This is a genomic window from Dokdonia sp. Asnod2-E02 (assembly GCF_045063915.1).
Taxonomy (GTDB): Bacteria; Bacteroidota; Bacteroidia; order Flavobacteriales; family Flavobacteriaceae; genus Dokdonia.
This window is the reverse complement of record NZ_JBEFNX010000005.1, coordinates 17,472-33,291: the sequence shown is the minus strand read 5'-3', so window position 1 is coordinate 33,291 and position 15,820 is coordinate 17,472. Positions and strand designations below refer to the sequence as shown.

General features: G+C 38.3%; 16 protein-coding genes. 13 read left to right on the top strand and 3 right to left on the bottom strand.

All coding sequences use genetic code 11. From position 1 onward, the window contains the following. Window positions 1-329 precede the first annotated feature (329 nt). From ACJJVM_RS00170 to ACJJVM_RS00160, 3 genes are all read left to right on the top strand, one after another. Window positions 330-2,990, top strand: a complete 2,661-nt coding sequence (locus ACJJVM_RS00170; protein WP_405210367.1) for a choice-of-anchor I family protein — start codon at window positions 330-332, stop codon at window positions 2,988-2,990. 212 nt (window positions 2,991-3,202) lie between these two features. Further along, a complete protein-coding gene (locus ACJJVM_RS00165) occupies window positions 3,203-3,697 on the top strand; it encodes an RNA polymerase sigma factor (protein ID WP_038596653.1) in 495 nt (164 codons plus the stop codon). A gap of 4 nt (window positions 3,698-3,701) precedes the next feature. Continuing rightward, on the top strand, window positions 3,702-4,310 hold the full coding sequence (locus tag ACJJVM_RS00160; RefSeq protein ID WP_298351286.1) for a hypothetical protein: 609 nt from the start codon (window positions 3,702-3,704) through the stop codon (window positions 4,308-4,310). 120 nt (window positions 4,311-4,430) lie between these two features. Here the strand turns inward: ACJJVM_RS00160 and ACJJVM_RS00155 are convergent, their stop codons facing one another. Both ACJJVM_RS00155 and ACJJVM_RS00150 read right to left on the bottom strand, forming a co-directional pair. Then, window positions 4,431-5,234: a 1-acyl-sn-glycerol-3-phosphate acyltransferase gene (locus tag ACJJVM_RS00155; RefSeq protein ID WP_021779427.1), complete on the bottom strand. Its 804-nt coding sequence runs from the start codon at window positions 5,232-5,234 to the stop codon at window positions 4,431-4,433. Window positions 5,235-5,319: 85 nt separating this feature from the next. Beyond that, window positions 5,320-5,967, bottom strand: a complete 648-nt coding sequence (locus ACJJVM_RS00150; RefSeq protein ID WP_298351292.1) for a CoA pyrophosphatase — start codon at window positions 5,965-5,967, stop codon at window positions 5,320-5,322. Here ACJJVM_RS00150 and ACJJVM_RS00145 point away from each other — a divergent pair. Then, window positions 5,952-6,692: a peptidylprolyl isomerase gene (locus tag ACJJVM_RS00145; RefSeq protein WP_405210366.1), complete on the top strand. Its 741-nt coding sequence runs from the start codon at window positions 5,952-5,954 to the stop codon at window positions 6,690-6,692. The genes ACJJVM_RS00150 and ACJJVM_RS00145 overlap by 16 nt on opposite strands. Window positions 6,693-6,700: 8 nt before the next feature. Here ACJJVM_RS00145 and ACJJVM_RS00140 read toward each other — a convergent pair whose 3' ends face one another. Further along, window positions 6,701-7,486, bottom strand: coding sequence for a TrmH family RNA methyltransferase (locus ACJJVM_RS00140; protein WP_405210365.1), 786 nt, complete (start codon window positions 7,484-7,486; stop codon window positions 6,701-6,703). Window positions 7,487-7,631: 145 nt separating this feature from the next. Between ACJJVM_RS00140 and ACJJVM_RS00135 the strand changes: the two genes are divergently transcribed. From ACJJVM_RS00135 to ACJJVM_RS00095, 9 genes are all read left to right on the top strand, one after another. Beyond that, entirely contained in the window at window positions 7,632-8,090 is a 459-nt protein-coding gene (locus ACJJVM_RS00135; protein WP_405210364.1) for a hypothetical protein, read from the top strand. Beyond that, window positions 8,083-8,283, top strand: coding sequence for a helix-turn-helix transcriptional regulator (locus ACJJVM_RS00130; protein ID WP_298351303.1), 201 nt, complete (start codon window positions 8,083-8,085; stop codon window positions 8,281-8,283). The genes ACJJVM_RS00135 and ACJJVM_RS00130 overlap by 8 nt, the downstream gene beginning before the upstream one ends. Before the next feature lie 61 nt (window positions 8,284-8,344). Then, window positions 8,345-9,136: a DUF6503 family protein gene (locus tag ACJJVM_RS00125; protein ID WP_405210363.1), complete on the top strand. Its 792-nt coding sequence runs from the start codon at window positions 8,345-8,347 to the stop codon at window positions 9,134-9,136. 211 nt (window positions 9,137-9,347) lie between these two features. Then, entirely contained in the window at window positions 9,348-10,649 is a 1,302-nt protein-coding gene (gene thrC / locus ACJJVM_RS00120) for a threonine synthase (protein ID WP_405210362.1), read from the top strand. A gap of 125 nt (window positions 10,650-10,774) precedes the next feature. Then, window positions 10,775-12,229 carry a GDSL-type esterase/lipase family protein gene (locus tag ACJJVM_RS00115; protein WP_405210361.1) on the top strand — a complete coding sequence of 485 codons (1,455 nt, stop codon included), beginning with the start codon at window positions 10,775-10,777 and terminating at the stop codon, window positions 12,227-12,229. 148 nt (window positions 12,230-12,377) lie between these two features. Further along, window positions 12,378-13,469 carry a glycine cleavage system aminomethyltransferase GcvT gene (gcvT, locus tag ACJJVM_RS00110; protein ID WP_299150002.1) on the top strand — a complete coding sequence of 364 codons (1,092 nt, stop codon included), beginning with the start codon at window positions 12,378-12,380 and terminating at the stop codon, window positions 13,467-13,469. A 107-nt stretch (window positions 13,470-13,576) separates the two neighbouring features. Continuing rightward, a complete protein-coding gene (locus tag ACJJVM_RS00105; protein WP_405212150.1) occupies window positions 13,577-14,389 on the top strand; it encodes a sugar nucleotide-binding protein in 813 nt (270 codons plus the stop codon). Between the two features lie 56 nt (window positions 14,390-14,445). Continuing rightward, window positions 14,446-14,793 (top strand): MauE/DoxX family redox-associated membrane protein, encoded by a 348-nt coding sequence (locus ACJJVM_RS00100; protein ID WP_405210360.1) that lies wholly within the window; start codon window positions 14,446-14,448, stop codon window positions 14,791-14,793. Beyond that, window positions 14,794-15,393 (top strand): alpha-ketoglutarate-dependent dioxygenase AlkB family protein, encoded by a 600-nt coding sequence (locus ACJJVM_RS00095; RefSeq protein WP_405210359.1) that lies wholly within the window; start codon window positions 14,794-14,796, stop codon window positions 15,391-15,393. Window positions 15,394-15,820 lie beyond the last annotated feature (427 nt).

Genomic DNA, 15,820 nt, shown 5'->3' with positions numbered 1-15,820 from the left:
TAACATTGCAATTGAGTAACGCTCTAGATATACTTTTATCCCGTTATAATTCAAGATTGCATAAAAGATTCGTTGTTTGAAAGGGCAGCGGATTTTTTTGTTTGATGTAGTTACGCTTTCGCGAAAGCGTAATTATTTATAATTCAGAATATAGTAGCCGTTATAGTCTCGAATAACCTTGTTTTAATTTTAAGTTATCATAGGGTTTTATAGACGTAAAATATGCGATAAACTTCTCAAAACGTAAAGGTTTACTAACGTTTACATTTCATCATCTAGTGTGTTGATTTCTACTTTTAAGGGATTAATCAACCACAAAAATCACACAGATGAAACAACATTACTTTTTATTACTTTTTACATTCTTATTGAGCTGTAGTATACAAGCTCAAGACCTCATCATTACGGGCGTATATGACGGGCCTCTATCTGGAGGAACTCCTAAAGCTATAGAGCTTTATGTACTTAATGACATTTCTGACCTATCTATATATGGTGTTGGCTCTGCAAATAATGGAGGCGGTACAGATGGTGTTGAGCTTAGCCTAGAAGGAAGCGCAGCTGCCGGAGATTTTATATACATCGCGTCTGAGCAACCTAACTTTAATACGTTCTTTGGTTTTGATCCAGATTATGTAAATGGTGCTGCTGGTATAAATGGAGATGATGCCGTAGAGCTTTTTATGAATGATGCGGTTATTGACACCTTTGGTGATATAAACGTAGATGGAAATGGAGAAGCTTGGGAATACCTAGATGGATGGGCTTCTAGAGTAAATGAAACAGGACCAGATGGAAGTACTTTTGTAATTGCAAACTGGAGCTTTAGCGGGCCTAATGAAAATGATGATGATAATATGGCTACACAAGCAACAGCAACAAACGCGTGGCCAATAGCTGCTTATGAAGCTGCAACAACCACTTTACCTACTATTACTTTTACAGAAGAAGAAACGCAACTTACAGAAAACGAAGGTGCGGTAACACTAGAAGTTACAATATCTGAGTCTGCAACCGTAAGTGCTGTAGTAGAAGTAAGTTATACAAATGATGAGAATGAATCTTTTACAGTAGATAATGCTGTAAACTTTGTAACAGGTGAGGCTACCACACAGCAAGTAACTTTTACACCTGTAGATAATGAGGACCTTTCTATAGACTATTATGTATCATTAAGTCTTACAGATATTACAGGAGCTACAGGGGGTGAGACAGTATCACACGCAATATATGTAGTAGATGATGAGGCTCACGCCCCTACAGCAACAAATACCCTAGGTATGGTATTCTCAAATAACATAGAAGTAAACGGAGCTGAGATTATAACATTTGACGCTGGATCAAGCAGGCTGTTTGTATCAAATGCTGGTGATGCTGCTGTAGAGATTTTAGACTTTACAGACCCTACTGCTCTTACTGTACTAAACTCTATTGTTTTAGACACGTACGGTAGTGAGGTAACAAGCGTATCTTCATATGATGGTGTTGTAGCGGTAGCTGTACGTGCAGAAGACCAAAGTAATGGTCAAGTTGTATTTATGGATACAGACGGTACAGTTTTATCAAATGTAATGGTAGGGTCTTTACCAGATATGTTAACGTTTACTCCAGATGGATCAAAAGTACTCGTAGCAAATGAAGGAGAGCCTAATGCAGATTATACAGTAGACCCAGAAGGATCTGTATCAATTATAGACCTTGCTGCTGGCGCTGCGGCTGTGGTACAAGATGATGTGACTTCGCTTTCTTTTACAAGTTTTGATTCACAACTTACAGAACTTACAGATGCTGGGGTTCGTATATATGGTCCAGGAGCAACTGTATCACAAGACTTAGAGCCAGAATATATTACTGTAAGTGACGACGGTGCTACTGCTTATGTATCACTTCAAGAAAACAACGCATATGCGGTAGTAGATATAGCTGCTGCAACGATTACATCTATAATACCTTATGGATATAAAGATCACCAATTGCCAGAAAATGCTATAGATGCTTCAAACAGCTTAGACTTTGTCTTTATGTCTACTTGGCAAACTTTAGGAATGTATCAACCAGATGCTATTGCAAACTATACTGTAGATGGCACACAATACCTTGTAATTGCAAATGAAGGTGACTCAAGAGATTATGATGGCTACAGTGAAGAAGAGCGTGTAAAAGATCTTGACCTTGATCCTACTGCATATCCTAACGCAAGTATCTTACAACAAAATGAAACACTGGGAAGACTTAAAACAACAAACGCTACTGGTGATATAGATGGTGATGGAGATATAGACCAGATTTACTCTTATGGTGGACGTTCTTTTGCTATTCTTAATGCAGAGACAGGTGCTATTGTTTATGACAGTGGAGATTTACTAGAGCGCATAACTTCTGAAGATGAAGTATACGGAGCCATCTTTAACGCTACAGATGATCAAAATGCGTTTAAAAACAGATCTGATGATAAGGGACCAGAACCAGAAGCCGTAACCCTTGCAATGATAGATGACCTTTGGTATGCCTTTGTAGGTCTTGAGCGCATAGGTGGTGTAGCTGTATTTAATATTTCAGATCCAGAGGCGCCAGTATTTGAAACCTATGTAAATAATCGCGATGTAACACCAGATGCCGAAGATCCTGCAGGTGATCTTGCTCCAGAGGGAATTGTTTACATACAGCCAGAAGATAACGCTACAAACACGGGACTTATAGTTGTGGCAAATGAGGTAAGCTCTACAGTATCTGTGTACACTCTCGCAAATGATGTACTTACAACAGATGACTTTAATGCAGAAGCTAGTCAGACAGTGGCTTACCCTAACCCTACCGTAGGTAACACACTTTACTTTACAAAAAACACAAGCTTTACACTTGTAGATATTTTAGGTAGAGTATTAATATCGTCTAAGGAAGTAACACAGGCAGACATTAGTACACTTACTACAGGTGTTTATATTGTAAACTTTGAAGATGGCACAAGCCAGAAGATTATCAAGAACTAAGTAAAAACAATTACTATTAAAGCTCCTTTACCTATCTTGGGTAAAGGAGCTTTTTCTTTTTAAGAAAACAGATATTAGTACGCTTTCGCGAAAGCGTAACAAAGAAAACCACACACCAACGCACTGTCCTTCAATAAATAAAAAAACTTTTTACAACAGCGTGTAACACTTTGTAAGAATAACCTACTTATAGATAACAAAGCCACCAACCATTGGACAAAACCACCGAAGAAAAATTTGTTACCCTACTGGAGGAGAACCAGAATATTGTGCACAAAATATGCAGGTTGTATACAAACAATCGTGACCAGCACAATGACCTCTTTCAAGAGATAACGATACAGTTATGGCGTGCCTTCCCTAAGTTTAGAGGAGATTCAAAATTCAGTACTTGGATGTACCGAGTGGGTCTCAACACTGCCATCACTTTATATCGTAAGTCTAAGAGAACGGTACAAACACAAGATTTTGACTCTGTGATGTTCCGCATCTCTTCTGAGGAGTATGATGATACGGTAGAGCAACAATTAAAGTTAATGTACAGTGCTGTAAAGGAGCTTAACGATATAGATAAAGCACTTGTGTTTTTATATCTAGAAGATAAAAATTATAGCGAGATCTCAGAAACCTTAGGTATCACAGAGGTAAATGCTAGAGTAAAGATGAATAGAGTGAAGAAAAAACTCAAGAAAATATTAAACCCATAATCATATGGTAGACGAATTAGAATTGCTAAAAAAAGATTGGCAAAAACAAGAAGATACTCTTCCTAAATACACAAAGGAAGATTTGTACCCTATGCTCCTTAAGAAGTCTTCTTCTATAGTGAAGCTTATATTTATTGTAAGTCTTATAGAATTTGCTTTTTGGATTGTACTCTCATTTGCTTTTAACGACAATGAGACAAAAGCTTTTGAAAAACAGTTTGGGTTACAAACCTTTGATACTATCGTACTTGTTGTGCATCTTACGGCTCTTGTGGTTTTTGCCGTGTGGTTTTATAAAAATTTCAAAAAAATACAAGCGACAGACTCTGCAAAAGTATTAATGAAAAATATTATCAAAACGCGTAATACGGTAAAGTACTACATCTGGTTTAGTATGGCATTTGTAGCGATTGCCTCTACTATTGCTTATGCAATTATGATACAAAATAACCCAGCCCTTGCAGATGAGAATTTACTGTATCTCTCACTCAAGTTTATTATTGTAATAACTATAGCCCTTGGATTACTATGGGGGCTTTATAGAATTATTTATGGGTTATTATTAAGAAAGCTCAATAGAAATTATAGAGAACTTAAGAAATTAGAAATTTAACTGTAGGGGGTTTAAATTTCTATACAAGGCAATAGGTCAAGCTGTTGCCTTACCATAAAAAAAGCGAGAATACCTACTGGTATTCTCGCTTTACTTTTTTAGTTGGATTTCTAGACTAGGCTAGTATTCCCACTGTCTTTTCTTATTGAGTGCTTCTTCTGCCTCTATCTCTTCTGTAGGGATCACTTTTAAGAAAGAAGGATGTTGCTCTATTGCATATTCTAGCTGCTCTACAATCTTCTCTACAGAGTCGTTCTCATAATCTATCTCTAGTGGTTCTTTTACCTCAAAAGACTGTAAGATGCCACGTTTTTTAATACGCAAACCTTTCTTATCAAAACTTCTTCTAAAACCATCTATCACGATAGGCACTACAATAGGCTTGTAATTTTTAATAATGTGCGCAGTTCCTTTTCTAATAGGTTTCCACGGTTTTGTGGTTCCTTGTGGGAAGGTGATTACCCAGCCATCATCCAGAGCGATACCTATGTTTTCTGTATCCTTAAGGTTTACTTGACGTTCTATCTCTTTACCTTTTTCTCTCCAGGTACGACTCACGGTAATGGCTCCTGCATAAGCCAGTATGCGCGGTAATAAACCAGCCTTCATTGTCTCGCCTGCTGCAACGTAGTATAAGTTAAGTTTTGGCCTCCAGAGGTACCCTATATTTTTTATAGAATCTGTGCGACCGCTTAGACTCGCATTAAATACGTGAAACATCGACACCACATCTGCAAAGTAGGTCTGGTGATTAGACACAAAAAGCACGTTAGTATCTGGTAAATTTGTGAGTATCTCTGAACCTTCTATCTGCAGCTCATTAAAGCCGCGGTAACGCCTGTGTGTCATTGCTCCTGCAATACGAATGAGCCAGCGTTTTAAGAATAGTATATGTCCAAATGGATTTTTTTTGAATAGCCCCATTTAATAGTTTAAAGTTGTGTGCGTTTGAGTGCGCTTTCGCGAAAGCGTACTTGGTTACAAACAGCCTGTAAATATACAAAAGACCTTACAATATTAAAGATTTCTTAACAAGAGCTCTTACCTCACTGAGCATCATTGCAGTAGCTCCCCACACTACGTGACCTTGCAACATATAGGCTGGTACTTCTACCTCATCCATATACGAGGTAGTGAGGCGCTGGGTAATTACAACCTCATCAGACAAGAATTCTGAGAGTGGTACGGGTATGAGATCTTCTACCTCTGTTTCTTGAGCTTTAAAAGCGGGAGTATGTTGCACGTAGCCTATAAATGATTGTACATAAAAATTACTGGGTGGTATATAAATATTAGTAAGTTCACGCACGAGTGTGACCGCATCTTGAGCAACACCTACCTCCTCCTCTGTCTCACGCAAGGCAGTATGTGCGAGGTCTCTATCTTCTTGCTCAACTTTCCCTCCCGGAAACCCTACCTGATTAGAATGTACTCCTTTATAGGTCTTACGTAGTATGAGTATAAGCTCTGTCTCCCCCTCATTATTAGGGTAAAAAAGGGACATCACACCAGCTTGTCTAGGGTTGTGCTTTGCAATATCTTCTTCCTTTAGCTCTTTAAGCCGCTCTTGTGGTGCCATCTCAAGCTGTACATCACGCCCAGGAAGCGGTAGTTTTCTTATTTTTGAAACTAATTCTAAAAATGACTCAAACTTCATATATGCGCACCTTTGTCTGGATTATTATATTTTTTGCTCTAAGCACAAGTTGTCAAGATAAGAAATCTGAAAGTAAATCTGTAGCCAAAAAAGTTGTGATACAAGATACCATCACACCTATAGAAACTCTTGATGAACAAGATCCTTCACCAGATATGGGTACCATAAAAGAGCCTACTATAAAAGGGCAAGAAGACGTTATTGATTTCTTTACTACCTATGGAGAAAACAACCCTGAGAGTAAGGTGAGAATCACAACTCGTTTTGGAAATATTGAGGTACAACTTTATGAGGACACACCACTACACAGAGCAAATTTTATTATGCTGGTTAAGAATGGCTATTTTAACACAACACAGTTTCATAGAGTCTCGCCTAACTTTGTTGTGCAGGGTGGTAATAATGACACACAAGGTACTGCGCGCAACCGGTCAAGCTTTGGGAGTTACTTGATTCCTAATGAGGCAAATTCCTCACACACGCATACTAGAGGGGCTTTTTCTTCTGCTAAGTATACCGAGCAAAATGTAAGTAATGCAACCGCTCCTTTTGAGTTTTTTATAGTACAACCTTCTCGCGGTGCACATCACCTAGATGGAGACCACACCGTTTTTGGCCACGTGACTAAAGGTATGAGCGTGATAGATGAAATTAATAAACTAGAAGTAGACGGCAGTGAGTGGCCACTAGAAAATGTGTATATGACTATTGAGATTATAGAATAATCTTTACTCTATGAGCGCTGTCTTCTAGCCTCAAAGATTAATATTCCCGCTGCTACAGATACATTCATAGAGTCTATTTTACCACGCATAGGGATTTTAATATTTGTACCCACCGTTCTCCACTCTGGAGATAAACCAGTAGCCTCTGTACCTACTACAATAGCACTACCACCTGTATATGCCTGCGTTGCATAGTCTACCGCCTCTTGTAATATGGCACTGTATATAGCAACATCCTTTTTTTGCAAGAAAGATATAACCTCCTCCGTACTCCCAGTAGCGATTTGTGTTGTAAACACACACCCCACACTGGAGCGTATGATGTTAGGGTTATATAAATCTGTTTTGGGGTTTGCTATAATAACGGCATCGACCGCGGCAGCATCTGCTGTGCGAAGTAGTGCGCCTATGTTACCAGGTTTTTCTGGCGCTTCGGCAACTAGTATGAGTGGGTTTACTGGTAATTGTAATTCTGATAATGTGGTTTTTTTTGCTTTCGCGAAAGCGATCACCCCCTCAGTACCTGCTCTGTAAGCTACTTTCTTGTATACCTCTGTTGCTAGGCTCGTAAGGGATATCTTGGTCCCCACAAGTTCTTCTACCAAAGATAGCGTTATGAGTTGTTCGTCATAATACACCTCAGTAATGGTATAGCCGCCAGCGATAGCGAGCTCAATCTCACGTTTACCTTCTATTATAAAACCACCTTCCTTCTTACGAGTGCGTGACTTTTCTTGAAGTTGAAGTAAACGTTTTACCGTTGGGTTTTGAAGACTAGAAATATATTTTGACATAGCGCAAATGTAGAATATTCTGAAGATTAGATAAATAGTTGCTCAAAATAGTTGATAATTACAAAATGTAAAGTATATTTGACATTATAATAAAATATCTTTCCATTTTGGAAAGTTAAGTTGTAATTACTTAAAGAAAATCAGTATGAGTATAAAGAAAATTATTGCGTGCGAGCGCAAGAGTCTAGGGAAGGTTAATAAATTTCAACTACCACATCATTTTAAAAAAGTGGGTTGGGTACTATTTATAATTTCTTTTATATCGCTATTTGCATCTAGCATAATAACCACAGATGAAAGTCTAAAATCAACAATAGTGATAATTGTAAAATACACGATGCTCATAGGTTTACTTATGGTCTCTCTAGCCAAAGAGCCTATAGAAGATGAGTTTATCAAGAGTATGCGTATGAAGTCATATATGATTGCTTTTATACTAGGAGTGATACAAACGCTTATTATGCCATTTATTACGCTAGGTGCTGAGACTATAGTAGATGGTGGGTCAACACTAAAACCGGTAAACGACTTCTTTGTACTATGGGTATTACTATTTTGCCAGATATTAGTTTTTCACGTTTTTAAAAGCGCTGCAAATGACTAACTCTCTTAAGGTAGAACGCGCTATACTAGATCTCACTCAAGATGATCTCGCAAAAAAAATAGGCGTCTCAAGACAAACTATAAACTCAATAGAAAAGAATAGGTACGTACCATCTACCGTACTTGCTTTAAAACTATCTGCGCTTTTTAATAAACCCGTAAACGATTTTTTTAAACTCACCGAAGAAGATTAAACTCCTTTGTAAGTAATCGCCTATTTTTACTACAAAACAAGCTAATTATAACCAATTCAAAATGAAAAACAATCTACTCGTACTAGCAGCTATCGTACTGCTCGCAAGTTGCAAGACAGAAACAAAGCAAACTACCATTACAGAAGAAACTGTAGCTGAGACACCGCTAAGAGAATATCCAGAAGATATAGCCGCTATTTTTAAAGCGCACGGAGGTATTGACGCTTGGAATGCAATGAACAACTTATGCTTTACACTTCCTAAAGGTGATATAGAAGAAGTACATACTGTTGATTTAAAATCTAGAAAAACACGTATCGAGACACCAGCATATACTTTAGGTTTTGACGGAGAAAAAGTATGGCTCAAGCAAGATAGTCTTGCTTTTAAGCCAGAAAGAGCACGTTTTTACCACAATCTTATGTTTTACTTTTATGCAATGCCGTTTGTACTAGGTGATGAAGGTATCACGTATAGTGAGGCTCCTGCCCTATCTAAAGATGGTGTAGATTACCCTGGTACAAAAATTAGCTTTGAGGACGGTGTAGGTGACGCGTCTGATGATAATTATATCATCTACAGAGATCCTAGTACAAACCAAATGGCGTGGCTAGCATATACAGTTACCTATGGTAAGGAAGGTCCGAGCGAGCGTTACAGCTACATTAAATATGACAAGTGGCAAGAAGTAAATGGATTACAACTCCCTAGTGAGCTACAATGGTATAATGTAGAGGAAGGACAACCTACCGAGATGCGCAACGCAATGAACTTTACAAAACCCACAGCTACACCTACTCAACTAGATAAAAATCTATTTGAAAAACCTGCAGATGGAACATTTGCAGAGTAAGCTTGCAATAACAAAATATAATCTCAAACGCTATTCTTTATGAATAGCGTTTATTTTTTTATACAAATAACTGTTATTCAATTAGTAATGAGTTTATAATTCTCTATTAACATCTATCCTTTTACCGGTAAAATGGTGAAAAATCCCGCAAAACCTATTAGATTTACTTTTTAATGATACACCTTATAACAATAAAGTAACTCTCTTAATAATGCACTATTACAGTCTCAATAATAAAGCACCACAGGTAACCTTTGACACCGCAGTTATAAAAGGAATTGCGCCAGATAAAGGACTGTATTTCCCTGAGCGCATACCTACACTACCTACGCAGTTTTGGGAAACTATAGAAGAGCTGTCTAAAGAAGAGATTGCTTACCAAGTGATGCAACCGTACGTAGGTGACACGATGGATGAGACTACGCTTAGAGAAATTGTAGCAGATGTATTATCGTTTGACTTTCCTATCGTTCCCATAACAAACCATATAGGTACGCTTGAACTCTTTCACGGGCCTACAATGGCATTTAAAGACGTGGGTGCTCGCTTTATGGCTAGATGTTTAGGTCATTTTCTTAAAGAGCAAAACCAGCAAGAAGAAGTAACCGTACTAGTGGCTACCAGTGGTGACACTGGCGGCGCTGTGGCAAGAGGTTTTTATAAAGTACCCGGTATAAAAGTAGTCATACTCTACCCCTCTGGTAAAGTGTCTGACGTGCAGGAGCGACAGCTCACCACGCTAGGAGAAAATATTACTGCTCTAGAGGTAGACGGCACCTTTGACGACTGTCAGGCTATGGTAAAAAGAGCATTTTTAGACACAGACATTACTAGTATAAAACAGCTTACCTCTGCAAATAGTATTAATGTTGCTAGGTGGTTACCACAATCACTGTATTATCTATTTGCATATAAAGAATTAAAAAAACAGGGCAAGGCACATAAGATTGTGTTTTCCGTGCCTAGTGGTAACTTTGGAAACATTTGTGCTGGTATGGTGGCACACCTTATGGGGATGCCCGTGCATCACTTTGTAGCTGCTGTAAATAGTAATACCACTATCCCTAGGTTTATGAAAACGGGTGATTACAGCCCTACTCCTACCGTACCTACCATAAGCAACGCGATGGATGTAAGTGACCCTAGCAACTTTGTGAGAGTGCTTCAGCTTTTTGAAAATAGTAGACAGCTTTTATCTACTAAGTTTTCATCATATTCATACTGTGATAATGCCACTAGAGGTGCGATGCTTGATATATATAAGAAACACAACTACACTGCAGATCCACACGGTGCTGTGGGATACTTGGGGCTAAAAGAATACCTTAAAGACCACCCAGATGCGCACGGTATCTTTTTAGAAACAGCGCATCCCATAAAATTTTTACCAGCTGTAGAGCCAGTAGTAGGACCGCTAGCCCTTCCAGAGCAAATAAAAGAACTTATGAATGCTCAAAAAGACGCCCTCGCCATAAGTGATTATCAAGAACTTAAAAATTATTTGTTAGAATAACGCTTTCGCGAAAGCGTGTATAACCCCATTTCATCCATCATACTGGTAGCTGCATCATTATCGTGCAAAAAAATAGTAACTTTCTACAGTTGTTATACCCGATAATAGACCAAAAATCTAGTGCAATGAAATATTATATATCGCTTTTACTATGTATCATAACTTTACAAATGTCTGCTCAACAAGTGTCTAGTGAAGCACTAAAAGCCTTTGAGGCTAAGACCTACTCTTATAAAGGCAAAGAACTTCCGTATAGAATACTGTACCCTGAGAATTTTGATACGAGTAAGAAGTACCCGTTACATTTATTTTTACACGGCGCAGGCGAGCGTGGCAGTGATAACCAAGCTCAGCTTGTACACGGCAGTGATCTCTTTGTAAAGATGAATGAGCAATACCCTGCGGTGGTTATATTTCCGCAATGTCCAAAAGGTGACTACTGGGCAGATGTTGAGGTCACACGAGGAGAAAACCAAAATGTCTTTAAGTACCCTGCAAACCCTACTCCTACTTGGGCAATGCAAGCGGTTACTGCCTTACTAGAAGAAACGTTTGACGAGACCTATATAGATCATAATCGCATCTATCTAGGTGGACTCTCTATGGGAGGTATGGGAACATATGAGTTGCTCGCCAGCAAGCCAGATACCTTTGCGGCTGCAACGGCAATATGTGGAGGTGGCTATCCTGCAAATACTGCGAGATGGGCACAACAAACACCGGTATGGATTTTTCACGGAGAGGTAGATGCTGTTGTGCCAGTAATCTACTCTCAACTTATGGTAGAATCGTTGCTACAAAACGGTCAAACACCTAGATTTTCTTTATATCCTAACGTAAACCACGACAGCTGGACAAATGCTTTTAACGAGCCAGATTTCTTCTCGTGGGTATATGGACATACTAAAGAAACAGGTGATCCAGCTGACACAACAGAGGTAATCACTGAAGACTGCACACCAGAGTGGCTTAAATTTTCTGAAAGCAGCCTACTCACAAAATTTGAAAAAGATAATGAACGGTTAAAAACTACAAACAACTCACAACGCATTGTTTTTATGGGAGATTCTATCACTGAGGGATGGTCGAGTACAAGTCCAGAGTTTTGGGAAGAGAATCCTCATTACATAAATCGTGGTGTAGGTGGCCAGACCACCTCACAGATGCTACTACGCTTTAGAAAAGACGTGATCAACCTAACGCCCCAAAAAGTGGTTATCCTCGCAGGTACAAATGATATTGCGGGTAACACTGGGGTTACCTCAAATCAAACCATTTATGATAACATTATTACGATGGCAGAGCTTGCCACAGTTTATAATATCGATGTGGTCTTAAGTTCTATTCTTCCAGTATATGACTACCCTTGGAAAACTGGTTTACTACCTGCTACAAAAATCACAGAACTCAATACATTACTCAAAGACTACGCACTTAAAAATGGTCATACCTACATAGATTATCACAGTGTGATGAGAGATGCACAAAACGGGATGCAGTCATTACTCACCTATGATGGTGTACATTGTAATAAAGCAGGTTATGAAGTGATGGAAAAAGTGCTAAGCTCTGCACTTTAAAAAATGAATACATACACTGAAGCATAAAATCTTACTCGACAATAGGCTTAAAAATCGCTCTCGATATACGTAGATAATTTAGATTTAATTTATCTATCAAATAAGGACCTTTCCTTACATTTGTGTATCAAAACGAAGTAGATTTTATATGAAAAATACAGCCTTAACAAAAGTACACGAAGCCCTTGGGGCAAAAATGGTCCCGTTTGCGGGCTATAATATGCCCGTATCATATGAGGGTGTAAATGCAGAGCACGATACCGTAAGGAACGGTGTGGGTGTTTTTGACGTGTCACATATGGGTGAATTTCTTGTTTCTGGAGAAAAGGCGCTAGACCTATTACAATGGGTATGCTCAAACGATGTGTCTAAAATAAAAGTAGGTGGTGCGCAGTACAATTGCTTCCCAAATGCTACGGGTGGTATTGTAGATGACCTTATCGTTTACCGCATTAAAGAAGATCAATATATGCTCGTTGTAAATGCTAGCAACATAGATAAAGACTGGGCGTGGGTAGAAAAGCAAAACGCAGAAAAAGGTTTTAATGCAGATCTTAGAAACATATCAGAAGGGCACTCGCTACTGGCTATACAAGGACCTAAAGCTATTGAGGCAATGCAAAGCCTTACAGAAGTAGATCTTGCTGGTGTCAAATTTTACACCTTTGAGGTAGCACCTTTTGCTGGTCTTGAAAACGTTATTATAAGTGCTACAGGATATACTGGTAGTGGAGGGTTTGAAATCTATTGTAAAAATGAAGAGGCAGAGCAACTATGGACTAAGGTTCTAGAAGCTGGTGCAGACTGGGGTATAAAACCTATAGGTCTTGCAGCTCGTGATACCTTACGCCTAGAGATGGGATATTGCCTATACGGTAATGATATAGATGACACTACTTCACCTCTTGAAGCTGGTTTAGGCTGGGTAACAAAATTCACAAAAGACTTTGTAAATAGCGATGCTCTTAAGGCTCAAAAAGAAGCAGGATTAAAGCAACGTCTCGTAGGCTTTGAACTTACAGAGCGTGGTATACCAAGACAAGGATATGATATCGTTACAGAAGAAGGGACAAAAATAGGTCACGTTACCTCTGGTACAATGGGCCCATCTGTAGATAAAGGTATTGGTATGGGGTATGTAGATACGGCTTTCGCGAAAGCGGACTCAGCAATCTTTATACAGATACGCAAGAAAAGAGTACCTGCAACCGTTGTAAAGACTCCATTTTACAAAGGATAGATAAACCGAAAGATTAATCCCAAATTTCAAAAAGGATTACTTTTTGAAATTTGGGATTTTTTATACAAAATAAGTAAGCTATCGCATTTAAAAAGTCAAAAGATAAGATACTCATACTAGGAGCCAGTGGCTTTTTAGGCAATGCTCTATATAAGGAATTGTACAGGTATTATAACACCTACGGTACCTATCATTCTGGCAGAATTTATAGTGATAACAAGCACTATTTAAAGTTTGACCTTGTAAATGATGATGTGTATGAGTTATTGCGACAAGTACAACCATCGGTAATTATCTCGGCGCTGCGAGGTCCTTTTTCAGACCAGCTAGAGGCACACGAGCTTATGGTGGGTTATGCGCAAGAGACTGGTTGCCGTATTATATTTTTGTCAAGCGCAAATGTTTTTGACGCATTTTCAAACTACCCAAGTTATGAGAATGATAAAACTCTCTCACAAAGCATATACGGGAAATTAAAGATACGTGTAGAGACACTCCTTATGAGACATCTACCAGAAGAGCAATATGCCATTGTGCGATTGCCTATGGTTTTTGGGGTAGGTTCGCCACGTATACAAGCTCTTAAAAATGAGCTATTACTAGGTGATGCCATAGAGGTATTTCCGCATCTTGTGATGAACACTACAACAGATGCAAAACTACGCCAGCAGATACATTATATTATAAATAGAAAACTCTCCGGTATCTTTCATTTAGGTAGTACAGATCTCATACACCACAAAGAGTTTATACACGAGCTGGTGATAATGCTCGATCTTAATAGAAAACCTATTTACAAAAATGTATTTACTAGCAATACAGACCGCTACCTAGCCGTACTCCCTCGCGATAACCGACTACCAAAACATTTACAGATTACAAATGAAACGGTTGTTGAGAGCAGTAAGAAGTATATTTAACCAGTAAAGACACCGTAAAACTACCTTAGTCCGTATCTTTAAAACAAAAGAAATTTATGATCTGGCACTTATATATTATGTCTGCAATGTACATCATTGCAGGTGTGATGCATTTTATAAAACCACGAGTTTACGGAGCAATAATGCCTCCTTACATACCTTTTAAGAAAGCGATGGTATTCTGGAGTGGTGTGGCAGAGGTTGTACTTGGTGTGGGACTTCTATTTGATACTACCAGAGTATTTGCCGTGTGGGGTATTATTTTAATGCTCCTTATTTTTTTTACGGTTCATATAGATATGATTACTAATGAAAAGCACAAAGGTAAATTCCCAAGCTGGCTGCTTTGGTTAAGACTACCACTACAGTTTTTACTTATGTACTGGGCTTATCAATACTTATAAATGTCATTATTTTCTAGCGAGCCATATCATCTTGATATTCCGGATGGAGATATCACTTACTATCAAGACTTCCTCTTAAAAGAGGAGGCGCTAAATTTTTATAATACACTTTATAAGGAAACACCTTGGCAACAAGATGATATTACCGTTTTTGGAAAAACATATGCACAACCTAGACTTACTGCGCTTTATGGAAATAATGGTAAACCCTACTCCTACTCTAATATCACGATGCACCCGCTTGAATTTACTTTCGCTTTAAGCGAAATAAAAAAAAGAGTCGAAGCTATCACGGGTATTACATTTTCTACTTGCTTGCTTAACCTATATAGAGATGGAAATGACAGCAATGGGTGGCACTCAGATAATGAGAAAGAATTAGGCAAGAACCCTGCAATAGCATCAGTAAGCTTAGGTGCAACCAGAGCTTTTAAACTAAGGTATAAGAAAGATCACAGTATTAATAAAAAGCTTATGCTTGACTCTGGAAGTTTACTTTTAATGAAAGGATTTACGCAAGAGTGCTGGCAGCATACAGTACCAAAAACTGCAAAAAAAGTAATGCCGCGTATAAATCTAACCTTCAGGGTTGTAAAATAAAAAAAGCAAACGCTTAGGGGGTACGTTTGCCTTAGTTATCTACCCGATTAAAGTCACGAGTAGATGAATTCTTTCTTGGGATGAAAGCCAATTTACATAAGACTTAGAAGCTTAAAACAATAAGTAATTTAGGGGTTACTAAGCATCAATTTTTTACTTCTAAGTCAGTATATCAAATAATTATAATCGTACATCTCTACTAGGGATGTGATACTGTTATGATTTAAAAAAGAGGTATTGTCACCAAAAAAAATCATTAACTAAAAAACTAGGGAACTCAGAAAAAAGTCAACCTAAGCGATAAACAGTGTATATATTATGAACATATATAGAATGTAAGAGCAAAAAGGAACTAACAACTAACCTTAAAACCAAACGTGACAATACCTCAAACTTTGTACTCTTACACTCGTCTATTCTAACGGGC

Coding starts and splice junctions, on each gene's coding strand:
- ACJJVM_RS00160 (WP_298351286.1), top strand. CDS start 3,702: ATGGTAGACGAATTAGAATTGCTAAAAAAAGATTGGCAAAAACAAGAA.
- ACJJVM_RS00150 (WP_298351292.1), bottom strand. CDS start 5,967: ATGAAGTTTGAGTCATTTTTAGAATTAGTTTCAAAAATAAGAAAACTA.
- ACJJVM_RS00130 (WP_298351303.1), top strand. CDS start 8,083: ATGACTAACTCTCTTAAGGTAGAACGCGCTATACTAGATCTCACTCAA.
- ACJJVM_RS00100 (WP_405210360.1), top strand. CDS start 14,446: ATGATCTGGCACTTATATATTATGTCTGCAATGTACATCATTGCAGGT.
- ACJJVM_RS00145 (WP_405210366.1), top strand. CDS start 5,952: ATGACTCAAACTTCATATATGCGCACCTTTGTCTGGATTATTATATTT.
- gcvT (WP_299150002.1), top strand. CDS start 12,378: ATGAAAAATACAGCCTTAACAAAAGTACACGAAGCCCTTGGGGCAAAA.
- ACJJVM_RS00115 (WP_405210361.1), top strand. CDS start 10,775: ATGAAATATTATATATCGCTTTTACTATGTATCATAACTTTACAAATG.
- ACJJVM_RS00170 (WP_405210367.1), top strand. CDS start 330: ATGAAACAACATTACTTTTTATTACTTTTTACATTCTTATTGAGCTGT.
- ACJJVM_RS00140 (WP_405210365.1), bottom strand. CDS start 7,486: ATGTCAAAATATATTTCTAGTCTTCAAAACCCAACGGTAAAACGTTTA.
- ACJJVM_RS00155 (WP_021779427.1), bottom strand. CDS start 5,234: ATGGGGCTATTCAAAAAAAATCCATTTGGACATATACTATTCTTAAAA.
- ACJJVM_RS00125 (WP_405210363.1), top strand. CDS start 8,345: ATGAAAAACAATCTACTCGTACTAGCAGCTATCGTACTGCTCGCAAGT.
- thrC (WP_405210362.1), top strand. CDS start 9,348: ATGCACTATTACAGTCTCAATAATAAAGCACCACAGGTAACCTTTGAC.
- ACJJVM_RS00135 (WP_405210364.1), top strand. CDS start 7,632: ATGAGTATAAAGAAAATTATTGCGTGCGAGCGCAAGAGTCTAGGGAAG.
- ACJJVM_RS00095 (WP_405210359.1), top strand. CDS start 14,794: ATGTCATTATTTTCTAGCGAGCCATATCATCTTGATATTCCGGATGGA.